Source organism: Leptolyngbya sp. Heron Island J (assembly GCF_000482245.1).
Classification (GTDB): Bacteria; Cyanobacteriota; Cyanobacteriia; order Phormidesmidales; family Phormidesmidaceae; genus Leptothoe.
Window position 1 is genome coordinate 25,520 of sequence record NZ_AWNH01000040.1, and the last position, 23,058, is coordinate 48,577.

General features: G+C 50.3%; 20 protein-coding genes. 11 read left to right on the top strand and 9 right to left on the bottom strand.

Annotated elements, in window-relative coordinates:
• Nucleotides 1-2: 2 nt before the first annotated feature.
• A complete protein-coding gene (locus tag N836_RS51280) occupies nucleotides 3-1,574 on the bottom strand; it encodes a bifunctional ADP-dependent NAD(P)H-hydrate dehydratase/NAD(P)H-hydrate epimerase (protein WP_023072586.1) in 1,572 nt (523 codons plus the stop codon).
• 257 nt (nucleotides 1,575-1,831) lie between these two features.
• Here N836_RS51280 and mnmA point away from each other — a divergent pair, with 257 nt between their 5' ends.
• The 3 genes from mnmA to N836_RS51295 are packed head-to-tail and all read left to right on the top strand — an operon-like array spanning nucleotide 1,832 to nucleotide 6,262.
• Nucleotides 1,832-2,905, top strand: coding sequence for a tRNA 2-thiouridine(34) synthase MnmA (mnmA, locus tag N836_RS51285; RefSeq protein ID WP_023072587.1), 1,074 nt, complete (start codon nucleotides 1,832-1,834; stop codon nucleotides 2,903-2,905).
• Between the two features lie 30 nt (nucleotides 2,906-2,935).
• Nucleotides 2,936-4,108, top strand: coding sequence for a sulfate adenylyltransferase (gene sat, locus N836_RS51290; RefSeq protein WP_023072588.1), 1,173 nt, complete (start codon nucleotides 2,936-2,938; stop codon nucleotides 4,106-4,108).
• Between the two features lie 21 nt (nucleotides 4,109-4,129).
• On the top strand, nucleotides 4,130-6,262 hold the full coding sequence (locus tag N836_RS51295; RefSeq protein ID WP_023072589.1) for a caspase family protein: 2,133 nt from the start codon (nucleotides 4,130-4,132) through the stop codon (nucleotides 6,260-6,262).
• 56 nt (nucleotides 6,263-6,318) lie between these two features.
• Here N836_RS51295 and N836_RS51300 read toward each other — a convergent pair whose 3' ends face one another.
• Nucleotides 6,319-6,708: an ArsR/SmtB family transcription factor gene (locus N836_RS51300; RefSeq protein WP_023072590.1), complete on the bottom strand. Its 390-nt coding sequence runs from the start codon at nucleotides 6,706-6,708 to the stop codon at nucleotides 6,319-6,321.
• 736 nt (nucleotides 6,709-7,444) lie between these two features.
• Between N836_RS51300 and N836_RS0137915 the strand changes: the two genes are divergently transcribed.
• From N836_RS0137915 to N836_RS51310, 4 genes are all read left to right on the top strand, one after another.
• The gene (locus tag N836_RS0137915) at nucleotides 7,445-9,724 is read left to right on the top strand and encodes a GAF domain-containing hybrid sensor histidine kinase/response regulator (RefSeq protein WP_023072591.1); all 2,280 of its coding nucleotides are present in this window, start codon (nucleotides 7,445-7,447) and stop codon (nucleotides 9,722-9,724) included.
• Between the two features lie 95 nt (nucleotides 9,725-9,819).
• Nucleotides 9,820-11,991 carry a CHASE2 domain-containing protein gene (locus tag N836_RS73240; protein WP_152532126.1) on the top strand — a complete coding sequence of 724 codons (2,172 nt, stop codon included), beginning with the start codon at nucleotides 9,820-9,822 and terminating at the stop codon, nucleotides 11,989-11,991.
• Between the two features lie 50 nt (nucleotides 11,992-12,041).
• Nucleotides 12,042-12,446: a peptide-methionine (R)-S-oxide reductase MsrB gene (gene msrB / locus N836_RS51305; RefSeq protein ID WP_023072593.1), complete on the top strand. Its 405-nt coding sequence runs from the start codon at nucleotides 12,042-12,044 to the stop codon at nucleotides 12,444-12,446.
• Nucleotides 12,447-12,459: 13 nt separating this feature from the next.
• A complete protein-coding gene (locus N836_RS51310) occupies nucleotides 12,460-13,278 on the top strand; it encodes an alpha/beta fold hydrolase (RefSeq protein ID WP_152532127.1) in 819 nt (272 codons plus the stop codon).
• A 172-nt stretch (nucleotides 13,279-13,450) separates the two neighbouring features.
• On the opposite strand, the gene N836_RS51315 is transcribed toward N836_RS51310, so the two are convergent.
• The 5 genes from N836_RS51315 to carA form a co-directional block, all read right to left on the bottom strand.
• The gene (locus N836_RS51315) at nucleotides 13,451-13,717 is read right to left on the bottom strand and encodes a DUF1816 domain-containing protein (RefSeq protein ID WP_023072595.1); all 267 of its coding nucleotides are present in this window, start codon (nucleotides 13,715-13,717) and stop codon (nucleotides 13,451-13,453) included.
• A gap of 67 nt (nucleotides 13,718-13,784) precedes the next feature.
• Nucleotides 13,785-14,747, bottom strand: a complete 963-nt coding sequence (gene rlmB, locus N836_RS51320; protein WP_023072596.1) for a 23S rRNA (guanosine(2251)-2'-O)-methyltransferase RlmB — start codon at nucleotides 14,745-14,747, stop codon at nucleotides 13,785-13,787.
• A 130-nt stretch (nucleotides 14,748-14,877) separates the two neighbouring features.
• A complete protein-coding gene (locus N836_RS51325; protein WP_023072597.1) occupies nucleotides 14,878-15,333 on the bottom strand; it encodes a Mini-ribonuclease 3 in 456 nt (151 codons plus the stop codon).
• An 81-nt stretch (nucleotides 15,334-15,414) separates the two neighbouring features.
• Nucleotides 15,415-15,786, bottom strand: a complete 372-nt coding sequence (locus N836_RS0137930) for an STAS domain-containing protein (protein ID WP_327058695.1) — start codon at nucleotides 15,784-15,786, stop codon at nucleotides 15,415-15,417.
• Nucleotides 15,787-15,954: 168 nt separating this feature from the next.
• Entirely contained in the window at nucleotides 15,955-17,124 is a 1,170-nt protein-coding gene (carA, locus tag N836_RS51330) for a glutamine-hydrolyzing carbamoyl-phosphate synthase small subunit (RefSeq protein ID WP_023072599.1), read from the bottom strand.
• A 102-nt stretch (nucleotides 17,125-17,226) separates the two neighbouring features.
• On the opposite strand from carA, the gene N836_RS73245 reads away from it, so the two are divergent.
• Together N836_RS73245 and N836_RS51340 are read left to right on the top strand one after the other, a co-directional pair.
• Nucleotides 17,227-18,108, top strand: coding sequence for a retropepsin-like aspartic protease family protein (locus N836_RS73245; protein ID WP_023072600.1), 882 nt, complete (start codon nucleotides 17,227-17,229; stop codon nucleotides 18,106-18,108).
• A gap of 412 nt (nucleotides 18,109-18,520) precedes the next feature.
• Nucleotides 18,521-19,450, top strand: a complete 930-nt coding sequence (locus N836_RS51340; protein ID WP_023072601.1) for a cobalamin-binding protein — start codon at nucleotides 18,521-18,523, stop codon at nucleotides 19,448-19,450.
• Between the two features lie 36 nt (nucleotides 19,451-19,486).
• On the opposite strand, the gene thiL is transcribed toward N836_RS51340, so the two are convergent.
• Nucleotides 19,487-20,476, bottom strand: a complete 990-nt coding sequence (gene thiL, locus N836_RS51345) for a thiamine-phosphate kinase (RefSeq protein WP_023072602.1) — start codon at nucleotides 20,474-20,476, stop codon at nucleotides 19,487-19,489.
• Nucleotides 20,473-21,609, bottom strand: a complete 1,137-nt coding sequence (locus tag N836_RS51350; protein ID WP_023072603.1) for a peptidylprolyl isomerase — start codon at nucleotides 21,607-21,609, stop codon at nucleotides 20,473-20,475. The genes thiL and N836_RS51350 overlap by 4 nt, the downstream gene beginning before the upstream one ends.
• 197 nt (nucleotides 21,610-21,806) lie before the next feature.
• Here N836_RS51350 and efp point away from each other — a divergent pair, with 197 nt between their 5' ends.
• Together efp and accB are read left to right on the top strand one after the other, a co-directional pair.
• Nucleotides 21,807-22,364, top strand: a complete 558-nt coding sequence (efp, locus tag N836_RS51355) for an elongation factor P (RefSeq protein WP_023072604.1) — start codon at nucleotides 21,807-21,809, stop codon at nucleotides 22,362-22,364.
• 121 nt (nucleotides 22,365-22,485) lie between these two features.
• On the top strand, nucleotides 22,486-22,974 hold the full coding sequence (gene accB, locus N836_RS51360; protein ID WP_023072605.1) for an acetyl-CoA carboxylase biotin carboxyl carrier protein: 489 nt from the start codon (nucleotides 22,486-22,488) through the stop codon (nucleotides 22,972-22,974).
• The last annotated feature ends 84 nt before the right edge of the window (nucleotides 22,975-23,058 follow it).

The window sequence follows — 23,058 nt, forward strand, 5'->3', positions numbered from 1 at the left end:
CATCACCCAGCGATTATTTCTGGCATGATGCCATTAGCCAGATAGTCAGCCAACGCGGGATTTAAACAGTGAGCCAGTTCCAGCGGATCCACACCAAGTATTGTGCGCTGTTTGTGGGCATATAAACCAGCGAGAGCATGCCACCAAACCGCTCCCATGGCCGCATCTGTGACCACTGTGGCCAGATTTGTTAATCCCTGCTGCGCTACTTGTTGTGCCATAACTCCCCCCATTAACCCAGTCAGGACATCACCGCTACCGCCTCGGGCTAGAGCTGGCGTGCTGTGGGGGTTTAGCCAGAGCTGGTGATTGTTGGCAATGGCAACCTTGGCTCCCTTCAACACCACTGTTGCCCCAGTAGTTTGAGCGGCCATGATCGCGCCATCATGGCCGCTAATTAAATCTGGAAACAAGCGTCTAAACTCACCGGGATGGGGGGTAATTACTGTTATCCCTTGACGGTTGGTGAGTTGGGCGGCAGTGATGCCGTTGAGACCGTCCGCATCCAACAACAGGGGAACTGGACTATTTAACACTGCGGTGAGCCAGCTGACCTGGGCCAGACCGGGACCACAGGCGATCGTATGATATCGGTCCCAGTCCAGGGGAGGTAAAGTCGCGATCGCACCAGCAGCGGTTTCCTCAGCGCCAATCACCAAGGCCCCTGGCAGCTGAGCAATTGCTAAAGACCGCAGACTGGCTGGTACCACCAAGGTCACCATGCCCACGCCGCTGGCCATGGCTCCATGCCCGCTCAACAGGGCAGCTCCCCCATACTGTCTCGAACCAGCAATCACCAGCAGCTGACCCACGGTGTACTTATGGGCTAAGGGGGGGCGTTTGAGCGGTAATGTTGGGAGTGCCTTTTCTGGGGTGAGTCGCTGGACGTCGGGCTCTAAACCCAGTACCGCTTCAATGTTAGTCAGAGGAATATCAAAATCAATCAAAACAGGATGCCCTAGATAGGGCTGGGCAGCTTCCTGCAGACAGGCTCGTTTCCACAGCCCCAGACACAGGGTAGTCTCAGCTCGAATCGCTGTTCCCAAAGCCTCACCGCTGTCGGTGTGAATACCCGACGGTAAATCAATACTGACAATTGGGATAGGGGATTGATTGAGCCGATCTATCACCTTGGCCAGTTCTCCCTCCAGGGGACGGCTGAGGCCAAAGCCAAACAAACCATCTAGGATGCGATCGCAAGCCAGTGACCCCAGGGGTGTTGCCAGCTCTGTCCATGTCTGGTACCAGGGAATACCGAGACTGCGGCAGTAGCGACCATGATCTGCCGTCAGTGGTTTGTAGCCTTCAAAGGGACTATAAATACTAACGTTGTAGCCGTGTAAATGGAGTTCACGGGCCACCACCAGCGCATCGCCGCCATTGTGGCCTGGCCCTGCTAAGACAATGACATTTTGCGACTGCGGCCAGTCTTTTAGCCAATAGTCTGCGATACGTCCAGCCACTTTTTCCATCAGGGCGGCCACTGGGAACCCGGCAGCAAAGATCTGGGCCTCGATGGCTTGCATTTGTTGGGCGGTGACACAAAAAGATTGCAGGATCTCTGGCTTGTCCATGGCTACGCTGTTGATGTCAGCTTTGACTGACGATTTGACTGAGTGATCCGGATTTCTACGGGGATTTCATCATGATTTTAGGGGGCTGCGACTGTATGGTTGGATAGGCAACTTGAAATATTCAGCTATTGCAACATCTGGGCGATAGCCCTAACCCTAATTCCATCGACAAAAGTAATCAGGAGCAATCACGGATTTGTGGATGGAGTGTTAGCCTAAGAATTGGCATTTTGATACATTTAGTCATCTATGGGTATATGGGTAAAGTTGTTGTAGGTTTGTCGGGAGGCGTAGATAGTTCGGTCGCTGCGGCCACACTGCATCAGCAGGGGCACGATGTCATTGGCCTCACCCTGTGGTTAATGAAAGGAAAAGGTCAATGCTGTTCTGAGGGGATGGTGGATGCTGCTCAGCTTTGTGAAGACCTAGATATTCCGTATCACGTGGTTGATACCCGTGAGCTGTTTGAAGAAAAAATTGTCAATTATTTGGTTGAGGGCTACAGCCAGGGGGTCACACCACTGCCTTGTTCTCAGTGCAATCGCAGTGTCAAATTTGGGCCGATGCTAGACTATGCCCGGCAAGAACTGGGAGCAGATGCGATCGCCACTGGTCACTACGCACGCATTCGCCATAACCCAGAAACCAACCGCTACGAACTGCGCCGGGCCGTTGACCGCAATAAAGATCAGTCCTACTTTCTCTACGATCTAACTCAAACCCAGCTAGGGGCGACCCAATTTCCCCTGGGAGAACAAACCAAAGTGCAGACCCGAGAAATCGCTGCACAGCTGGGTTTACATACGGCTGAAAAACCCGAGAGTCAAGATCTATGTTTGATTGAGCAACATGGCTCCATGCAAGCATTTCTAGATAAGTATTTAGCTCCTAAACCGGGCAATATCGTTGATACCAACGGTCAGGTTTTGGGTCAGCACACAGGTATTCATCACTACACCATCGGTCAGCGTAAAGGGTTGGGTATTGCCGCTCCAGCTCCCCTTTATGTAGTGGCTTTAGACGTTGCTCGCAATCAGGTGGTTGTGGGCGAACGAGACAGCGTTCATCAACCCTACTGTATTGCTGATCGGGTTAACTGGGTGTCAATTGAGGCCCCCGATGCTCCGATTGCGGTGTCAGTGCAAATCCGTTATCGCTCGCCAGCTGTAGCGGCGACGGTAGTTCCCCTGGCTGATGGCTCTGTCAAGCTAGTCTTTGCAGACCCTCAATTTGGGGTTTCTCCAGGACAGGCGGCAGTTTGGTACGACGATGACGAGCGGGTGCTCGGCGGCGGTCTGATTCGACCGTTTGCTCAATCTGATGAACGATAACGCAGTTTCTATAGAAGAAAAGAGGACGTTTTGACATTAATCAACGACGGGATTGCTCCCCACGGCGGTACGCTCATCGACCGTTTAGTATCCGAGGAGCAAAAAGCAGAATTTTTAAGCAAAGCTGACTTTTTACCCCAGGTCACCCTAGATGATCGGGCTCTGTCAGATTTAGTGATGATTGCTATCGGTGGTTTTAGCCCGCTGAACGGGTTTATGGGCCAGGCTGACTATGAGCCTGTGGTGACTGACATGCGTCTGGCTAGCGGGTTGCCCTGGGCAGTACCGGTAACGCTGTCTGTGTCAGAAGCAGTAGCCGCTCCTCTGAAGGAAGGTATGCTAGTGCGCTTGAATGACAAGACAGGCCGCTATGTTGGTGTCCTTGAGCTGACGGAGAAATACACCTACGACAAACAAAAAGAAGCGGTTAATGTTTATCGCACTGGTGAAGATAAACACCCTGGGGTCAAAGTGATTTACGAACAGGGTCCTGTGAATTTAGCCGGACCTGTCTGGCTGTTAGAGCGTGATCCCCATCCTCTGTTTCCTAACTACCAGATTGACCCTGCCGCCTCCCGCGCCATGTTCCGTGAGCGGGGCTGGAAAACCGTCGTTGGCTTCCAGACTCGTAATCCCATTCACCGGGCCCATGAATATATTCAAAAGTGTGCCTTAGAAACAGTGGATGGTCTGTTTTTGCATCCATTAGTAGGCGCAACTAAGAAAGACGACATCCCAGCTGATGTGCGGATGCGTTGTTATGAAATCATGATGGACCGCTATTTTCCTCAAGATCGAGTAATTTTGGCAATTAATCCATCGGCTATGCGCTACGCTGGTCCTCGCGAGGCAATTTTCCATGCTCTAATTCGGAAGAATTATGGCTGCACTCACTTTATTGTGGGGCGTGACCACGCTGGTGTAGGGGACTACTATGGCACCTACGATGCTCAGCATATTTTTGACCAGTTTGAGCCTGGTGAACTGGGGATTACACCGATGAAGTTTGAGCATGCTTTCTATTGCACCCGTACGGGGACAATGGCAACTAGTAAGACTAGCCCCAGCACCAAGGAAGAGCGTATCCACCTATCGGGTACTAAGGTGCGTGAAATGCTGCGTCGTGGCGAGCTACCCCCCCCGGAGTTCTCTCGTCCAGAAGTGGCTGCCGAGCTATCTAGAGCAATGCAAGTCCAAAGCTAATGCTAGTGGAGTAGTCAGGGAGTGAAGCGACGGGAGTTTTTGTCAGCGACGGGTGTCATTTTAGGAGCGTTTGGTCTCAGTCAGTCTCAGCTTCTGGGCTGGCAGCAAGCGTTGGCAGATCCGTCTCGTCGCAAATTTGCTTTACTGATTGGGATTAATCAATATCCGGGACGGGTGCTGGGAAAAGCACTCGATCCTTTGCAGGGCTGTGTGACCGATGTGCAGCTTCAACGTCAGTTGCTCATCCATCGTTTTGGGTTTGCGCCAAGGGATATGGTCACGCTGATTGATGCTCAAGCTACTCAGGCGGCGATTGTAGAATCGCTTTATCGGCTAACTCAAACAGCCACGGCTAATGATTGTGTGGTAGTTCACTTTAGTGGCTATGGTGGACAGCTGATACTTGGGGACAAACGCATCAAGACCTGGGTGCCTGTGGATGGGTATTTGCCAACCTTGGCTGAGCCGGTATCTAGGGATGTTCCGGTGTCCTGGGTAAAGCAAATTTTGGCTCGGTTGAAAACCAAACAGATATTTACAGTTGTAGACGTGGGCTACACTCAGCCCGATGCGCCGTTGTCCAGTGGCTATCGCTCCCGTGCTCGTGGGGATAGCCTGACAGTAGAAGGCATTCGTTTTCCGAACGTATCTACTGCGATCGCAACAGACTTAGATAAGTTGCAAACCGCAGCAGAACCAGCATTTTTCCCAGGGGATTTGCTGATGGCCGCCCGTGATGGTCAGCCAGTGATTGAGCGGCAATGGACTGACTTTGGGGCAGGTTTATTTACCTATGGTCTGACACGCTACTTATGGACGACCCAGCTGCCAGTTAAGCTTTCCGCAACGATGCGGGGGGCCCAGGAATCGATTTTGCCGCTGGTGCCTAATCAAACCCCGTACTGGACGACCCAAACCGCTGATGAGCACGCTGTCTATGGAGCGGCATCCTCACCCTGTTCGGATGCGGTGATCACATCCGTTGAGGGCCGTTCGGCCATGGTATGGCTGGGTGGCTTACCGGCGGATGTGGTGCAGTATGGCGAGCGATTTTTGTTTGCTCGACAGCTAGATGCAGACGAGCCATTGTTGGAGCTGCGATCGCAAAACGGTCTGTCCGGTCGGCTTAAACTAACGGATGATGCATCCTGGTCAGTGGGCCAGCCCCTCTATGAAGTTAACCGGGTGTTACCCAAAAACCTGCCCCTGGTCGTTTCTCTTGACTCAAACCTGGAAAGAATTGAGCGAGTAGATGCCACCAGCGCTCTGGCTGCCCTATCATTTGTGGACGCAACTGATGATATGCACCCAGCTGACTGCATTTTAGGCCAACCCGAGGTGGCCCCCACCGAGGCGGCAGAACCAGGGGCAATGCCAGTTGTCAAACAAGGCTATGGTCTCTTTACCCCCACCCATGCTCTGATCGTTGGCACCCTGGCCAAGCAAGATGAGGCGGTCAAAATGGCTGTGGGACGGCTATCGTCTAAGCTTCAGACAATGTTGGCGATGAAGCTGCTGCGCTTAAGCGAAAACCAGGCATCCTCTCGTGTGGCGGTGCGCCTCAATTTGTTGTTAGCCGGTGAAACTGAAAAACTGCTGCTGCAGCAAGAGACCCGACAAGCGGCAGACAAAGCCTCAAAAAGTCGTTTGGCTGAGGCGGTCAGTCGTCAAAATCGCCCCGTTGAATTTTCCAAAGGAGCGCGGCTGAAATACCAGGCCTTGAATTTTAGCGCGGAGCCGATGTATGTCATGTTGCTGGCGTTTGATGCTCGCGATCGGATGCTCGCCTTTTTCCCGCCTAATAACGGCCAACCCTACTCCCTGGATGCGCTGCAGACGGCTCTGACCATAGCGCCTGGAAAAGCAATCAATTTACCGACCCAAACCACCTGGGCTGTTGATGATCCTGAGGGGCGGGTGGAAGCCTACCTGGTATGCAGCACTCGCCCCCTCACCGCCTGCTGGCAAGAGCTGCTATCGATTGCGAATACCGCTAGCAATCAGCGGGTGACCCTAGGTGACAATGCGTTGGCACTGGTACAGGCATTGTTTGATGATTTGAATGCCGATGAGACAGACGATACTGATCCAGATAGCTACACCCTCAATACGACTCAGTGGGCGACAGTAGGGTGTCATTACAGTATTGTCTAGCAATTCACTGCCTAGAACAGTTTGTCAGGCTGCACCAGCTATCATTCAACACTCGCTTAACCGGCAATTTCCGCTTCGGCAGAGCCGCCCTCTGGAGTGCTCATTTCCTGATTGGAAAAGCTAAAGGCGCGAAAGTGCTTGGCTTGTTCCTCAATGCGGCTGGCAATGCGATCGCACACCAGGCTACACAGCTGAAAACTCAGATCGTCCGCCACCCGATAAAAAGAGGAGGTCCCCTCGGTACGCCGAGTTAAAATCCCCGCTTGCATCATCACCTTCAGGTGCTTAGAGACATTCGCCTGGCTGGTCTCAGTTACATCAACCAGTTCCTGGACACATTTTTCACCACTTCCTAGCAGATTTAAAATTTTAAGCCGCATAGGTTCGCTAAGAACGCTGAAATAATCGGCTACCTGCTGAATCACTTCAGCGGAGATATGTTCCATTGCGGAACCTCCAAGACCCTAAGGAGACAGACATCTCTGCTACATCAAAACCTGATGGGTATTGTAACAATATATTCATCAATGGCAATAGAGCGATGTAGTTTTTTACTAAAAAAATAAAATTAGGTCTGCATTGGCCCCACCTAATTGATTGACATTGATGCGATCGTCGTGTTGATCGTGAAGACAGATGTTTTTTATCCAAGTAGATAGATACGCTGCTCAAAGAATATGAAAGAAGTATAGGGTTTCGACATCAGCTTAAAACAACAGCGTTACGATAGGGACACTTTCAAGGTATTAGCCTGCTGTATTTTTCCTCGGAGATTACTTATAGAATCAATGTTTATTTCAACATTGAAAAAACTCATTAGGGTCAATCCCTTATAGTTGATTTCACTAATCTGTATGATATCTACGTAGTGATATAGAGCCGAATTTTAGTTTGTTGACATAATTTTGAAGCTTGTCAGAAGCATGAATACAGCGCTATTACATCAGCCACTAATACTGGTTTTATCATTAAGGAATTAGCCACTCTTTGGGCCAGTGCTAAGCTTTCTAAGCTTTTAAGAAGGCATTGCTTTGATGATATTTCTCTTTAAATAAAGATACTTTTAAGTAACCTATGTTCACTATTGTTTACAACAATGTTTAGTTGGTGAGTGTTGTTAACACGTATTTTGTAGCCAGCGCGGCCACTTCCAGTTAGTGCCTGTAAAAATGTTTAGTAGCTATGGTTAACGTCTCCTCAGCGTTAGAGTATCAAAGTGTACCGCATCATGTTTTCGAGCAGATACGGAAGAATTTCTTTTGTTTATTATCAGGAGAAATATCCCATCTATCTGAGCAAGATTTTGTCAAAGCTCAACTACCTATAGAGGCTGAGATTACAAAATTCACGCTGCTTTCGACAGACAAGGTGAATTTGCTCCTGTTGGCTAAGCCCGACGGCGAGTGTCGCTATCTAGTTTGCTTGTGTTCCAATCCGATAGTAATTGAACAATTTTTGTCTACATCCTGGCTGGCCAAGGGATTACATCGTCGTAGCAAGGCCGTTCGGAAACAGCTGCAGCAACGGTTGCAGCAAGCGGCTGAGGTTTCCCAACCACTTGCGATAGAGGGACAAGCGCTGCTCAAATTTGCCCATCAGCTGATATTAGAAGCCAGTGATTTAGAGCAGTTTTCTGGAGCTAAACCCCTATCGTCGGCTGCTATTTTGCAGCATGTTGTGAGTCGCTTACAACATGCTGAACCGCTGACCTCTCTGATTCAGTTGACGCTCAATGAGGCTTGCGAATGGCTAGGTCTCGATCGGTTGTTTATTTATCAGGTGGTCAATCCTCCTCCCCGTTCTGAGCACTTGGAACACCCGTCTGACGATGCGGAAGATGTTTCTCCTTGCATCACCTATGAAGCCCGTAGCCATTCATCTATAGAATCTGTTCTCTATCGCTCTGATGCCGACTGCTTTGTTCAGGCGAAGGTCCATCAGCGCTATGGGCAAAAAACTCAAAAAAAACAGTATTACGCGATTGAAAATATAGCTCAGCACTATCAACATCATCCCTGTATGGGAACACAGCTCAAGCAAGCTAATGTTGGGTCTCAGTTACTGGTGCCCATATGGCTGGAGGATACGCTATGGGGATTGTTGATTGGGCATCACTGTATTGACAATATCGATCGTGATGACCTGGAGTTAGCCGACACGTCTGAGCATTTTCGCAGCTGGCAAGCTGGGGAAGGAAATTTCCTAGTTCAAATCGCTGATTTACTGGCCCTGGCCATTCGTCAAGCCGATTTACAGCAGCAGCTACAGTATCAAAAGCTGATGCTTAAGGCCCAGGTTGAGGACCGTACGCAGAGCCTTAAGGATGCTCTCATGGCGGCTGAGGCTGCGAATAAAACAAAGAGTGAGTTTTTGGCAACCATGAGCCATGAACTACGAACGCCGTTGACCTATATTATCGGCATGTCGGCGACGTTATTACGCTGGTCTTTTGGGGATTTAAGTCCCCGTCAGCGGGATTATCTCAACACTATCCACAGCAGCGGAGAGCAACTATTAGACATCATTAACGACATTCTAGAAGTGGCCAAAATTGAAGCAGGCCGTACTGTTCTTGAAATTAATGATTTTTCATTGTCCAACCTGGCTCGCAGTAGCCTAGAGAGCTTTCGGCAGGAGGCTCAGGCTAAAGGAGTTGATTTACGAATAAATTTACGGTTGTCCGGTGCTGAAGATGATTTTCGAGCTGATCCGCGCCGAATACGTCAGATTTTAGCTAATTTATTAAGTAATGCTGTCAAATTTACCAATGCGAATGGTCGCATTAGTTTACGAGTTTGGCGCGATCCGCAGAATGTCATGTTTCAGGTGGAGGATACTGGTATTGGTATTCCTGAAGCCCAGCAAGCGGTTTTATTTGAGACATTTAAGCAATTAGAGGCGGCTCGTCAACGTCAGTATTCTGGTGCGGGTTTAGGCTTAGCCCTCACTAAACAGCTAGTTGAATTGCACAATGGCTCGATTCAGGTGGTCTCTACACCGGGTAAAGGTTCTATGTTTACGGTCCGGATTCCCCTGCAGCAGCCCGATGGTATCATCACTCCCGGTCAGAGTATTGAACCGACCACTGGTCGGATTATTTTGTTGGAAGATGATGAAACCAGTGCCAGCTTAATCTGCGACTTGTTGACGGCGGCTAACTATCAGGTCATTTGGGTGATCGAGGGCTCGCGCATCGTACACCAGGTGGAGATACTCCAGCCGGTGGCCATTATTCTGAATCATCACTTGGTCAGCGGCAATAGTCATTACATTGTGGATGATTTAAAGCGCTATGTAGCGACCTCTGGCATTAAGGTGATTTCGCTGATGGATGCTGGGGATATGGCAACTGACGGTGGGCTATCTGAGGATATGTCCATGGATGGTTTTGATGATTACCTGGTAAAACCTATTCATCCGCCTACGCTGCTCAATAAAATTCAATCGCTGTCCATAGGATAAGTCGGTAAGCTGAACTGGCATGGCTCTGGGCCTAGGGTGTGGAAGGCCAGGTAAACTGTCTATAGTGTTGGCCCTCAAGCTAGAGATATTCCCTCGTGTCGCTGAAGCGGGGGCATGTAAATATCCTTGGTGCATCGGGGTGTTTGCTAAATCAAGCTGTTCAGGGGCTGTTAGAGCCGATGCTAGGCAAGGTTCTTAAGGAACGTTATCAATTAATTAGAGTGCTGGGGTCAGGGGGCTTCGGTCAAACCTATGTGGCCAGAGACTTGTTTCAGGCGCAGACACCTGAGTGTGTGGTGAAACAGCTAAAGCCAGCCAGCAGCGATGTCACTTTTCTCAAGGTGGCTCGACGACTATTTGAGACAGAGGTGTCTACCCTCAGGCGTTTAGGCACCCATAGCTGTATTCCGAAACTGCTGGATTCGTTTGAAGAGCAGCAGGAGTTTTATCTGGTTCAAGAGTTAATTGATGGGGAGTCGCTGGGGGATGAAATTCGTCGTACGGGTCGCCTCAGTGAAGCGCAGGTCATTACGCTGTTGCACGAGGTTTTAAGTATTCTGCAATTTGTCCATGAAAATCGAGTGATCCACCGCGATCTCAAACCGGATAATCTGATTCGACGCAAACAAGATGGCAAACTGTGTCTGATTGATTTTGGGGCGGTGAAGGAAATTCGTACTCAGCTGGTCAATAGTGAGTTAAGTGGTCTAACGGTGGGGGTAGGTACCCAGGGCTATACCCCTAGCGAACAGCTGGCGGGTAAGCCGCGTTTAAGTAGTGATATTTTTGCCTTGGGGATGACGGCAATTCATGGTTTGACGGGACGACCCCCCACCGATCTGCCTGAGGATATGTCTTCTTTGGACCTGCGTTGGGAGGAGTATGTCAATGTGAGTCCTGGGCTGCAGTATTTGCTGAAAAAGATGGTGCGTCATTATTTCTATCAGCGCTATCAATCTGTTACTGAAGTCCTGCATGATTTGGGCCATTTAGATGAGCTGGCCGAAAAGGCCGATCATCCGACTATGGCTGAGACGTTTTTGCCCCAGGCCACGGTATGGCAGCCCACGCGTAAGGAGAGTATTCGAGCGGTTGCGATCGCAACTGCCCTGGCCAGCAGCCTGGTGCTAGGGGTGCGTCAGCTGGGTATATTGATGCCCCTGGAATTGTGGGTATACGACAGCCTGGTTGCCTATCAACGTGACCTTGGCCCCGATCCTCGCATTCTCTTAGTGGGCATTACCGAACAGGATCTAAACAACCAGCAACGTGAAAGTCCCTCGGATCAATCAATTGCCGACGCGATTGACAGGATTCAACGCCATCATCCCACCACCATCGGCTTAGATCTGCATCGTAATATTCCTCAGGGGGAGGGGCGGGCCGCTCTGGCCCGCAGCCTAGCTGCAGACAATATCATTGGCATTACTAAACTAGGTGACTTTGAAGGCGAGAGGATTCCACCGCCGCCAGAGCTAAATCCTGCACAGGTTGGGTTTAATGACATCCCGCTTGATGGGGACGATAAAATTCGTCGTAATCTCTTTTTTGCCAGTCTGGAAAATGAAACGGGAGAAAATTACACATCGTTTGGACTGCTGGTAGCACTGCATTATCTCTACAATCAGCACGGTTTCGTTTCTGCGGAAAGTGAAGTGGAGCCCAACGTGATGACCATCGGTGACGTGCCCTTTAGACCGATGAATAATACCTTTGGCGGCTATCAGTCGGTCGATGCCGCAGGATATCAAATCCCGCTGACCTTTCGCTCCCCGACAAATATTGTCCAGCGAGTCTCGCTGACTGATGTTTTAACTGGCTCGGTTGATCCTGAACTCATTACCGATAAGATTGTGCTGATTGGCAATACTGCCTATATCAGTACCGATAAGTTTTTTACCCCCTATACTCTGCGTGGCGATAGCTATCAGATGTCTGGTGTAGAAGTACATCTGCATATGGTGAGCCAATTTCTCGGCGCTGTTTTAGATGACTATCCGCTGCCGTGGGCCTGGCCCGATAGTCTGGAAATTGCCTGGATTATTGGCTGGGCCAGCGGGGGTAGTCTGCTGACCTGGCAGCTACGCCGCCAGCGCTACTGGGTAATGGCCTGGGGGGTGGGCGTGGTTGCGATCGCAGGCACTACCGTACTGCTCTTTTTTACCAATGCCTGGGTTCCCCTGGCAGCTCCCCTGGCGGGCTTTACCTTAGCCAGCGGTAGCCTCGTGCTTTATCGCCGCTATCGTCAGCAGCCCCTTAGGCTCTAATCTGCGTTAGGATCAGACCAAAGCTGTAATCGACTTTCTGAGCAAAAACTATGGTGGAGAAAATTCAAAAAACAGATGCAGAATGGCAAGCACAGCTTACCCCAGAGCAGTATCAGGTAACTCGCAAACACGGTACTGAGCGAGCGTTTACCGGTAAATACCACGACAACAAAGCAGCCGGTATCTACAACTGTATTTGCTGTGGTTCAGAACTCTTTTCCTCGGAGACCAAATTCGATTCCGGGACTGGTTGGCCCAGCTTTTGGGCACCAAGCAAATCAGAAAACGTGGCGACTAAGCGTGATTTTAGCCACTTTATGATTCGCACTGAAGTCCTCTGTGCTGTATGCGATGCTCACCTGGGACATGTTTTCCCCGATGGTCCCCAGCCCACGGGTCAGCGATACTGCATGAACTCGGCAGCGCTTGATTTTGTCCCTAAAGCAAACGCTTAAGACTTTCCCCCCTATGGACCTATCAGTAAAATGCTGTGGCCAGGGCATGCCCGTGCTATGTCTCCATGGTCATCCCGGCACAGGGCGCTGCATGTCAGTATTTACTGAATTTCTCTCATCTCATTTTCAGACGATTGCCCCCGATTTGCGAGGCTATGGCCGCAGCCAGGTCACCGCATCCTTCGGCATGGAACAACACCTGGAGGATCTATCGACGTTGCTTAATTCTTTAGACCAGCCCTGTTTGTTACTGGGTTGGTCTTTGGGGGGGATCTTGGCAATGGAGCTGGCCCTGCGCTATCCCCAACGCATAGCTGGTCTCATGTTAGTTAGTACAGCAGCGAGACCTGTGGGGTGTCACCCGGCTATTAGCTGGCAAGATAACCTGTTAACAGGAATTGCTGGGGTCATCAACTGGCTAGTGCCTGGTTGGTCGTGGAATATTTCCACCTTTGGCCAGCGCTCTCTGTTTCGCTATTTGATCTCTCAGCACAGTGCACCTACCTATCGTCGCATTGCCCAGGAGGGAACACCCGCTTTTTTACAAACATCTAAGTTCGCAAACCAGGCCCTAAGTAGAGCCCTAAAAAAAGGATATAACCGTTTAGGAGACCTGCATCAGATCCAACAACCCTGTCTGATGTTGGCGGCGGCTAATGATGTCCATATTACGCCGACATCCAGTCAAGAAACGGCGGCGGCTTTGCCCAATTGTGAGTGGCATTTATATAAAGGTGTTGCCCATTTAATGCCTTGGGAAATTGGCCCCAAGCTGTGTGATGACCTAGGGGTTTGGTTACGAAGTCATCAATTTCTGCCACCTGAGCCTTAAATCAGTTACTCAAGGGAAGTAGAAGCCCATGGAGCCTGCCAAAGTCACGTAGCGACTACATTCTTTTGTCCTTTGCCCTAACGACAAACGGTGTCTGGTCATTTTGCCAGACACCGTTTGTAGAAATTCTATTAAGCACCGTTCTGTTGGTGTCGCCCTAATCCGTTAACAATTAGTTGTTATAAACAGGGGTAACGTTGCTAGGCTCAGTATATTCCACAGTTAGATGGGCAGGCTCTGCGCAGCATTTGATGGTGACGTCAATCTGTTGAGCTCCTTCCTGTTCGAGGTCTTCAATGTAGCCTCCCTGATACTGAATTGCCTCACTTTCTGTACTGAATGGGCCAAAGTAATAAAGGCAGCGAGGCTGAGCAGTGGAAATTTCGACCCACCAAGGTTTGGAAAATGAGCTGAAAAGATTACTCAAAAAGCTTTTCATAAAATCTGTACCTGTTTGTTGTTAAAAATTCAGCTTACGAGCCGCCTGAAATTGGGCCTTATAACATTTATACAGTGTGATTTTGATCCCCGCCAAGACTAATCGTCGGTAATTTTTCTAACCACCGCTGCCGATAAATTTCATACAACACCATGCCTGTGGCTACTGAGGCATTGAGACTGGGGGTTTTACCAGCGAGTGGAATAGATACTAAGACATCACAAAGATTCTGAATCGATAGGCTCAGCCCAGCACCCTCAGCGCCGATGGCAAGGACGATGGGGCGATCAAACTGAGTAGTATGAACAGATTGTCCCACTTCAGAGGCTGTGCCATAGACCCAAAAGCCGTCCTCCTTAAGTTGTTCTAAGGCTCGTCCTAGGTTGACCACCCGCGCCACGGGTAATGTCTCCAGGGCTCCGGCAGCAACTTTGGCAACCGTCGGGGTAATGCCCACAGCTCGACGCTGAGGGATCACAACGCCTTGGGCTCCCAGGGCTTCAGCTGTGCGAATAATGGCTCCCAAGTTATGGGGATCGGTGATGCTGTCAGCGGCAATAATGACTGGCTGACGACAGGCGGCTTTGGCTTGGGTGATGAGCTCGGCGAGTTCGACATACTCATGGGCAGCAATTTGGGCCACAATGCCTTGATGATTGGCTCCCTGGGTTAGCTGGTTAAGCCGTTGTGTATCGACTTCGTCAATGACAGCACCGTTGGCTTTGGCATCTAAAATGAGCGGTCGAAACCGGGCATCAAATACAAGCCGAGAATTAACCCACAGACGATTAATGGGGCGTTGATTTGCGATCGCAGCCTCCACTGAGTGACGTCCATAGACTAGATCGGGCCGGTCCTCCTGGGGCGTCCCTTCAGGCTGTTGAGGAATTGGGCGACTAAAGTCCTTTGGTCGCCGTTTCTTAAAGGATTTTCTCGGCGTTTGCTTAAAGGAAGGTTTAGCATGCCCTTTCCGTTGAGGACGAGATTTTCCTTTAGCCAGACGAGGCCGATCGGAGGAAGGTTTAACCATGGGTCAGGAGTGTAAGCGGAGTCACATCATACCGCTTAGTTGTTGTCTGGAGGGTAGCTTCCCAGAGTATGTTTAAGGATATAAAGTGGGGATCAATTTTCATGGATGTGGAGCCTGTTTGACCAACAAACTAACCCTCAGCAGGAAAACTGATCATCGTTAGCAGCTCGTGTAGCCGAGCCTGGTCAGTGATGTAGAGATAGCCAACCAGCGTCTCAAACGCAGTTGCCTGACGATAGATCTTGGCTGATAGACGTCTGGGGGACTTAGACGTTGCGTTGCGTCCCCGTCGCACTACATCAGCTTCTGCATCGTTTAAATGGGGCAGCAATTCTTTAAGGTAATCAGCCTGCTGCTCAGCTTTTACCTGGCTTACCACCTGCTGATGAAATACCTGGATACGCTGAGGCGGCCACAAAAACTGCATACGGACATAGAGTTCGAATACAGCATCACCGATATAGGCCAATGCCACTGGTGAAATAGATTGTACCTGCTGGGGCTGAAGTTGATCAGGCGAGACTACCTCAGGTAGTTGGCTAGGGGCAGGTAGCCGAACACCCATTCCACTAGGACAATTTTCCATCAAGGCCTCCCGTGCTTAAACACACTAATGAGTCAGCACGCCATTGGCTGATGGCGTTCCCAGTCCAGCCCACGGTTGCAATCAAGAATCTTTGAGATTCTCAAGGGCGGCTTCAACAGTGGGCTGGAGCGAGAGAAACTTCTCTAAACGGACAAGTTTGACCGTCTGGGTGACTCGAGCATTGGTTACCACCTGAACACTGCCGCTTTCACCCTTGGCTTTTTTCACCAGCTGCACTAGCGCACCTAGCCCTGAACTGTCGACAAAATCAATTGCCGACAGATCAAGAATGATATGGGTGGGGCCTTCTTCGATATACCGATTCAAAACCTTACGGAAAGTAGGCTCTGAAAACGCATCGAGTAGTCCAGTGAGGCGAAATATTTGACATTTCCCCCTAACATCACGGGTGCCTCTTAAACTTACGGTTAGGGTCAGCGACTCAGCGATAATAACCTCCTAAAGGTATTAAATACGGCAAAATTAAACGTCTAATTTTAGGTCAGGATTCTATTGACTGCAAGAAAATTAAGTGAAACGTAAATGGGCTTATCCAGGGTTCATCGAGGACTAATCTGGGGCGTTTCCGTCACTTAATGGCCACTTAATAGAAAATATAGATTACCCTACCTTATTACTCCGATGATCACGCATCAGAGTGACAAATTTTTCAAACAAGTAATCTGCGTCATGGGGCCCAGGACTCGCTTCAGGATGGTATTGCACTGAAAAGATCGGTAAAGTTTTATGCTTTAGGCCGGCTACAGTGCGATCGTTGAGATTGAAATGAGTCACTTCAACCTCCGTGGATGGAATTGTATCAGCGTCAATGGCAAAACCGTGATTTTGGCTGGTAATTTCTACCTGCTGAGTGAGGCCACAGGGTTGATTAAGACCCCGATGGCCAAATTTGAGCTTAAAGGTTTTGGCCCCAAAAGATAGACCGAGAATCTGATGGCCCATACAAATACCAAATGTGGGAATCTGACTATCTAACAAGGCTTTGACCAGGTCGGGAGCTGACTCCACTGCAGCTGGATCGCCGGGACCGTTGGATAGAAAAATGCCGTCGGGCTGGTAGTTAAGAATGTCTTCAGGAGATGTGTCAATCGGTACTACAACCACACGGCAGCCATAGCTGGCTAAGCGCCTCAGAATATTGCGTTTGATGCCAAAGTCAATGGCGACTACGGTGAGGAGGGCAGCCGTCTCCGGCGGGGCGCTCAGCGTCGCGGCAAACTCCCAGGGGGGCTTGGTGGTTTCTCTCCATTCGTAAACCGTAGGCGTACTGACATCTTTAACCAGGTTTAGCCCTTCCATGCTGGGGATAAGCTCTAACTGCTGCCGCAGCTGATCGGGATCAAGGATTTCGCTGGAAATCGCCCCGTTCATGGCACCAGCCGTCCGCAGTTTACGGGTTAAGGCGCGGGTATCAATGCCGTAAATGCCTGGAATATTGTGCTGTTTGAGATAGTCGGGTAAGGAGGTCGTAGAGCGCCAGTTGCTGGGACGCTCACAAATGTTTTTTGCGATCGCGCCATTCACCTGGGGGGCTGCCGATTCCTCATCCTCAGCATTGATCCCAGTATTCCCCAGCTCTGGATACGTAAATGTGACAATCTGACCGCGATAGCTAGGGTCAGTCAACACCTCCTGGTATCCTGTCATGCCAGTGTTAAAAACAATTTCACCCACTACGGTACCCGTGGCCCCAAAGGACCAGCCCCGAAAAACGGACCCGTCGGCCAATACCAATAACGCAGGCTGGGAGCTAGTGGAAAAAATAGACATGGGTTACAACAGGAAAATAAACGCAGCATCTCCCCACATAGAACACAGTGAAACATCATGGGGGCCGGTACTATCCTAGAGGCCATGGGTAACTTTTGAACAATGCTTGAGAAAAAACGAATTAGATTTATTCAAGTTCTTTGTCTGGGGACCCTGACCGCCTGTCAGGCGGTGCCGATGTCATCGAACAGCCAGGAGCGCTTAGAATCGCGACCGACGGAAGTAAATGCAGCCGTGGTTGAATCTGATGCTGAGGCAGACGGGGCTGTCGCTAATGAGTCTGCTGAAGCCGCATCGGAGGAGGCCACCAGCGCCTTAAATGCTTACCAAGAAGCGATTAATCTGGCCTCCGGGGCGTTTACCCTGGGGCAGCAAGCGACCTCCCCCGATGATTGGGACCTAATTGTCGGTCGTTGGGAGCAGGCGATCCAAAAACTCAAAGCTGTACCAACGGATGATCAAAACTATGCGGTGGCCCAGACCAAACTCAGAGACTATGAGCGTAACCTGGCCCAGGCTAAACAGCGACTGACTGGTCTCAAACAGCCCCCTGCGGAGATTGCCCTCAATAGAACTGCGCCTATTGCTAGCGGCAGCCAGGCCGCGACTACCCTACCGGTCACCAGCAACCGCGTTCCTATTATCGAGCGCCGTGGTGGTACCCCAGTGATTGAAGTCACCTTTAATGGCAGACGCTATCCCATGATTTTAGATACAGGCGCTAGCCATACCCATATCACTCGCTCCATGGCCAATGAGTTGGGAGTCCAGGTGGTAGGTCAGACGTCGGTTGCTACCGCTAGCAGCAGTCAGGCGGTTGTGGATGTGGGTTATGTGAACGCCATTCAGGTGGGTGGCATCACTCGAGATAATTTGCCGGTCAGTATTGGTGATGCCGTTCCTATTGGCCTTTTAGGGAATGATGTCTATAAAAATTTTGATGTTATTTTGCAAGCCAACACTGTGGAATTTCGTCCTCGCTAATCGGTTTGGAGCCGTTAGGGTGGTGATTATGAGGCCAGCGACGGCAATGCCGTTGGCGAGACTATTACTTATTGAGACTATTACTTAGAAATGAGGATTCAATTAGGTCCTATTTTTTGCCCTACAGGCGTTCCATAGAACGCCTCTGCAGACAACATTTTTGGATCTGATAAAATCCTGATCCCTTAATTATTTATGCAATGAGATAAATATCTAACATCTCGATCCCCTAGAGCTGGTATACCCTGAGATAGAAAACTACAAAAATCAGGGAGCCAACGTCTTGAGCTCCTTGGTTTTAGTCCATCATTTATCCCTGAACGTCCTGGTGCAATAGCGAATAGCCCCTCCTGCTCAATCCGTTGGTTGTCGTTGTTGCGTTTTTACAGTCATTTTTTTCTAACGCGCTGCTATGTCTGAGCTTCGCATCGTTTCCTTAATTCCCAGCGCTACAGAAATTGTTATCCAACTTGGATTTGGTGCATCGTTGGTGGGACGCTCCCATTCCTGTGATTTTCCACCCGCCGTGCAAAAATTGCCAGTATGTACGGCTCCTAGCTTTGATCTCGATGGCAACAGTAAAGAAATCCACGATCGGGTGAGCGAGTTATTGCGTCGGGGGCTGAGCGTCTATGACGTGAATGTAGAGCTGCTGCAACAGTTGCGTCCTACCCACATTCTGACCCAGGACCAATGTGAGGTGTGTGCCGCTAGTTTGGCAGATGTTGAAAAAGCGGTAGCTCAGTTGATTGAGCCTCAGCCTCGGGTGATTTCTCTGAAACCACAGGTTTTAGCAGATTTGTGGGACGATCTGCGCCGGGTGGCTGTCGCGATCGACCCAACCAATGGAAATGCGATCGCAGATCTCACCATTGCCCAACTTCAGGGTCGCCTCCAGGACTGCCTCAAAAAAGTACCCAGCAAACTGCCTCAGCCCACTGTGGCCTGCTTGGAATGGACAGATCCGCTGATGGGAGCGGGCAACTGGGTACCTGAGTTAGTCTCCATGGCTGGTGGTCATCCCCTGTTTGGTCAGGTAGGCCGACATTCCCCCTGGTTACCTTGGGAGGATTTGAGTGCGGCTGAACCGGATATGTTGGTGGTCATGCCCTGTGGCTACGACCTGCAACAGAGTAGGCAGTCCATCAATGTATTGGCCCAAGTGCCTGCCTGGCATAACATGAAAGCCGTCAAAGAGGGTCGTGTCTTTGTGGTCGATGCCAATCACTATTTCAATCGGCCTGGGCCGCGTTTAGTGGATTCCCTGGAAATTTTGGCGGAAATCCTGCACCCAGACGAATGTGCGTTTGGCTATGCCATGAAGGCTTGGAAGATCTATTAGTAACGATATAGCAAAGAAGGTTTTGCGTTGCCAAAACTAACCCTGGAAGTGTTGGTAGCCTTGATCCTGGTCCAATGGGATATCTGTTCCGTGGTTAACATCATCCCTCAGACGGATTTCAGGTTCGAGGGTAGTATGGCCAATAATCTGACTATCTGGCAGCGCTTGGCTCAAGGCTCCGGCAATCTCTGGCGGCAGGCTCAAGAGTAGCTCAAAATCTTCGCCACCATAGAGTGTCCATTGCTCAGCTGTGGTCTGCCCCACTGCTTCGACTAATCCGGGTGGAATTGGCAATTGCGATCGCAAAAGCGTAGCCCCCACCTGACTTTGATCACAAATTTGAATGATAGCGTCGGCCAGACCGTCGCTAGTATCCATGGCCGCAATGCTGCTCAGATCCTGGCAATGGGTCTGCAGGGCTGCGATCGCATCAAATCTGGGCACCGGCTGCTGGTGCGCCTGAATCCACGCCTCAGCAGCTGGACTGACCAGGTCTAGCTCAGCTAATAGCAGCGCCAATCCCGCACGAGCGGCTCCATGGACTCCGGTTGCCACTAGCATCTGGCCTGCTTTTGCCCGGTTACGATACAGCGCTTGACCGGGTAATACAGTGCCTAAGGCGGTAATCGCTAAACTGCGCTGATGGCCTCGGCATAAATCGCCACCGAGGATCGCACCGCCATGGTGATCCAAACAATCCTTAAACCCCTGGTATAGGTCATCAACCCAGGACCAGGGCGTATCTGGCGGTAGCGTCAGGCCAATGGTAACCCCCATGGGCGTGGCGGCCATCGCCGCTAAATCCGAGAGATTAACAGCCGCCGCTCGCCAGCCAAGGGCATGGGGTGGGAGGGTGCGATCGCTAAAATGCACCTGATCAACCAGGACATCGGTGGTCACCACCAGCTGTTCACCAGCCGGTAGCGATCGCACCGCGCCATCATCCCCAACCACGGCTGCGCAATATGGACGCAACCGTCTGAGGATCTCATGTTCACCCAGGTCAGCAACCGTGACTGGAATCACGCCTGCGGAGCAACCAAGTTATCCAACCCATCTACCACCTGGGCCGAAATAATTTTGCCCCCCTGACGCCCCATGCGATCCAGGGCATCCTGACCATCAATGGTGTAGCCAAAGACCGCATAGCGACCATCTAGCAGATTTAAGCCCGCTGGAGTTAACTCCGGCTCAAACAAAAAGAAGAAAAACTGAGAAGAACCACCGTCGGGCTCAGACTCAGGCCGGGCCATGGCCAGTGCCCCAAAGGAATTAAATGGCAATACAGGCTTTTCAAGAAAACGGCCCAGCTCTTCCAGGGTGGCTCCATAGGTTGGTGCATCATCCCCTTCCACTAAAATCTCTAGTGGAATAGCTCGGTATTTCTTAGTTTTTGGATCAATAAATCCCGCTTCAGGGCCATCCGGATCCCCCGTTTGCAACACATAGTTTTCCTCCGCCCGATCAAAGGTCATGCCATCATAAAAACCCCGTTCAATCAGATCGACGAAGTTACCAGCCGTCACCGGAGCACTGTATCCATCAACTACTACCGATACCAATCCTTCATTGGTTTTAAATTCAACCGTGGCGCGTCCTTTTAACTGAGGCAGGTTGTCATAGTCAGCCGGTACCTCATAGGGAAACCCTTTAACCATGAGGCCTTCCAAATCACCAATCGCGTTTAAAACCGACCGTCGCTCAGTCCAAAGGGTTTCCAAATCCTTGCTCTGGGCCGCCGTTTGCATCCCCTCTAATTGCAAACTGATTTGCTCGAATAAGGGGTCAGCCAGGGAGCGTCGTTCTTCCGGAATCGCTTCTACAATGGCCGAACGCTTACGATTGAGTAACTTTGCAGACCCATTAATTTCCCGTTTTGCTCGTCCCCACTGCTTTGTTCGCAGCGCATAATTAAGTCCCTCTAACTTATCCTGAACCTTACGAATCTCGGGACTGTCTATCGGTAGGGCATAGCGTAGTAATGCCTTAGGGTCAGTAATCGCATCACCAGGAGGCAAGTAAGCGATCGGTAAATTAAGTGAAGGGATGGGAGCAGCCTGAGCCGATGGTATATAGCACCAACCCATCAGCAAAAAACTAAAACCAACGCCCAGGAGACCGGCAAGAGCGGTCTGCAAGCGGTATTGAAAACGAGCCATAGTTGAAAATGAACGACAACGGCGTGACAAACCTTTACGATCTTGCCACAGTGTGGGTCGTCTCAGATAGTTAGCTGCTGCGGTTTCAGATGTCTTGTATTGCTGGCCACCATAATTGAACAACCGTACGGGTAAATGACCGCTGGGCTGTACAATAAGTGCCGACCACCGACTATCAACCTACCGTCCGCCAGACCATGATTTCTAGTAATGATTTTCGCACCGGTACTAGTATTGAACTTGATGGCTCCGTGTGGCGAGTGGTGGAGTTTCTCCATGTAAAACCTGGAAAAGGGGCAGCATTTGTACGTACCAAGCTAAAAAACGTGCAATCCGGTAGTGTTGTTGAACGCACCTTTCGGGCTGGGGAAACAGTCCCCCAGGCTATCTTGGAAAAGAGCGTCATGCAGCACACCTATCGCGATGGTGAGCAATACGTATTTATGGATATGGAAACCTATGATGAAGCCCAGCTCTCGGCGAAGCAAATTGGCTCACAGGTGAAATATCTAAAGGAAGAGATGGAAGTCACTGTGCTGCGTTGGAATGGTCAAGTTCTGGAAGTTGATCTGCCCAACTCGGTGGTTTTGGAAGTGACAGAAACAGACCCTGGCGTGAAGGGAGATACCGCTACGGGGGGTACCAAGCCTGCCAAAGTCGAAACTGGTGCCCAGGTCATGGTGCCGCTATTTATTTCAATTGGTGAAAGAATTAAGATCGATACCCGCAATGATTCTTATCTCGGTCGAGAATAAGACTTTGTTGTTTGGGAAATGTGCTGGTGAATAGGTTGTACCATCTATATTCTGAAGTCGGTTACCTCAATATAGGTTAGGTGGGTAGATGTCTCTCATCGTTTATTTGGAGTTGTAAATAGTGGATTTGGATTTTAGTGAGCTTCGTCAGCTAGTTGCCGCTCTTGATCAAACGGATATTGCTGAGCTGACGCTTAAAAATCCTCAGTTTGAGCTTACCCTGCGCAAAGCAACTGCCCCTAGCCAGGCTGTGGTGTTGTCTCCAGATGCTGCTGCCACTATACCTCCCGGAGCACCTATGGTAGCGCCGCCTGCTGCAGCGCCTGCGGTCGAGCCTGTTGCTACCCCACCTGCGGCCAGTGCCTCTGATTTGTATGAGATTACGTCCCCTATGGTGGGGACTTTCTATCGTTCGCCAGCTCCTGATGAACCGCCGTTTGTTGACACGGGCGATCGCATCAAACCCGGTCAGACAGTTTGCATCATTGAAGCCATGAAGCTGATGAATGAGTTAGAGGCTGAAATATCCGGTGAAATTGTGGAAGTTTTGGTCCAAAATGCTGAACCCGTAGAGTTTGGTCAACCTTTGATGCGAGTAAAGCAAAGCTAACCTGGCCGCACTCACATCTCCATAGGTAGCAGGAAGGTTCTAGAAGGCTAGGAACCTTGTGCCCAGGGTGAGGAATTTTAGCCG

Excerpts from the sequence above, each read along its gene's own strand:
- N836_RS51280 (WP_023072586.1), bottom strand. The coding sequence starts at position 1,574 with ATGGACAAGCCAGAGATCCTGCAATCTTTTTGTGTCACCGCCCAACAA.
- mnmA (WP_023072587.1), top strand. The coding sequence starts at position 1,832 with ATGGGTAAAGTTGTTGTAGGTTTGTCGGGAGGCGTAGATAGTTCGGTC.
- N836_RS51300 (WP_023072590.1), bottom strand. The coding sequence starts at position 6,708 with ATGGAACATATCTCCGCTGAAGTGATTCAGCAGGTAGCCGATTATTTC.
- N836_RS0137915 (WP_023072591.1), top strand. The coding sequence starts at position 7,445 with ATGGTTAACGTCTCCTCAGCGTTAGAGTATCAAAGTGTACCGCATCAT.
- msrB (WP_023072593.1), top strand. The coding sequence starts at position 12,042 with ATGGTGGAGAAAATTCAAAAAACAGATGCAGAATGGCAAGCACAGCTT.
- N836_RS51310 (WP_152532127.1), top strand. The coding sequence starts at position 12,460 with ATGGACCTATCAGTAAAATGCTGTGGCCAGGGCATGCCCGTGCTATGT.
- N836_RS51315 (WP_023072595.1), bottom strand. The coding sequence starts at position 13,717 with ATGAAAAGCTTTTTGAGTAATCTTTTCAGCTCATTTTCCAAACCTTGG.
- rlmB (WP_023072596.1), bottom strand. The coding sequence starts at position 14,747 with ATGGTTAAACCTTCCTCCGATCGGCCTCGTCTGGCTAAAGGAAAATCT.
- N836_RS51325 (WP_023072597.1), bottom strand. The coding sequence starts at position 15,333 with ATGGAAAATTGTCCTAGTGGAATGGGTGTTCGGCTACCTGCCCCTAGC.
- carA (WP_023072599.1), bottom strand. The coding sequence starts at position 17,124 with ATGTCTATTTTTTCCACTAGCTCCCAGCCTGCGTTATTGGTATTGGCC.
- N836_RS73245 (WP_023072600.1), top strand. The coding sequence starts at position 17,227 with ATGCTTGAGAAAAAACGAATTAGATTTATTCAAGTTCTTTGTCTGGGG.
- N836_RS51340 (WP_023072601.1), top strand. The coding sequence starts at position 18,521 with ATGTCTGAGCTTCGCATCGTTTCCTTAATTCCCAGCGCTACAGAAATT.
- N836_RS51350 (WP_023072603.1), bottom strand. The coding sequence starts at position 21,609 with ATGGCTCGTTTTCAATACCGCTTGCAGACCGCTCTTGCCGGTCTCCTG.
- efp (WP_023072604.1), top strand. The coding sequence starts at position 21,807 with ATGATTTCTAGTAATGATTTTCGCACCGGTACTAGTATTGAACTTGAT.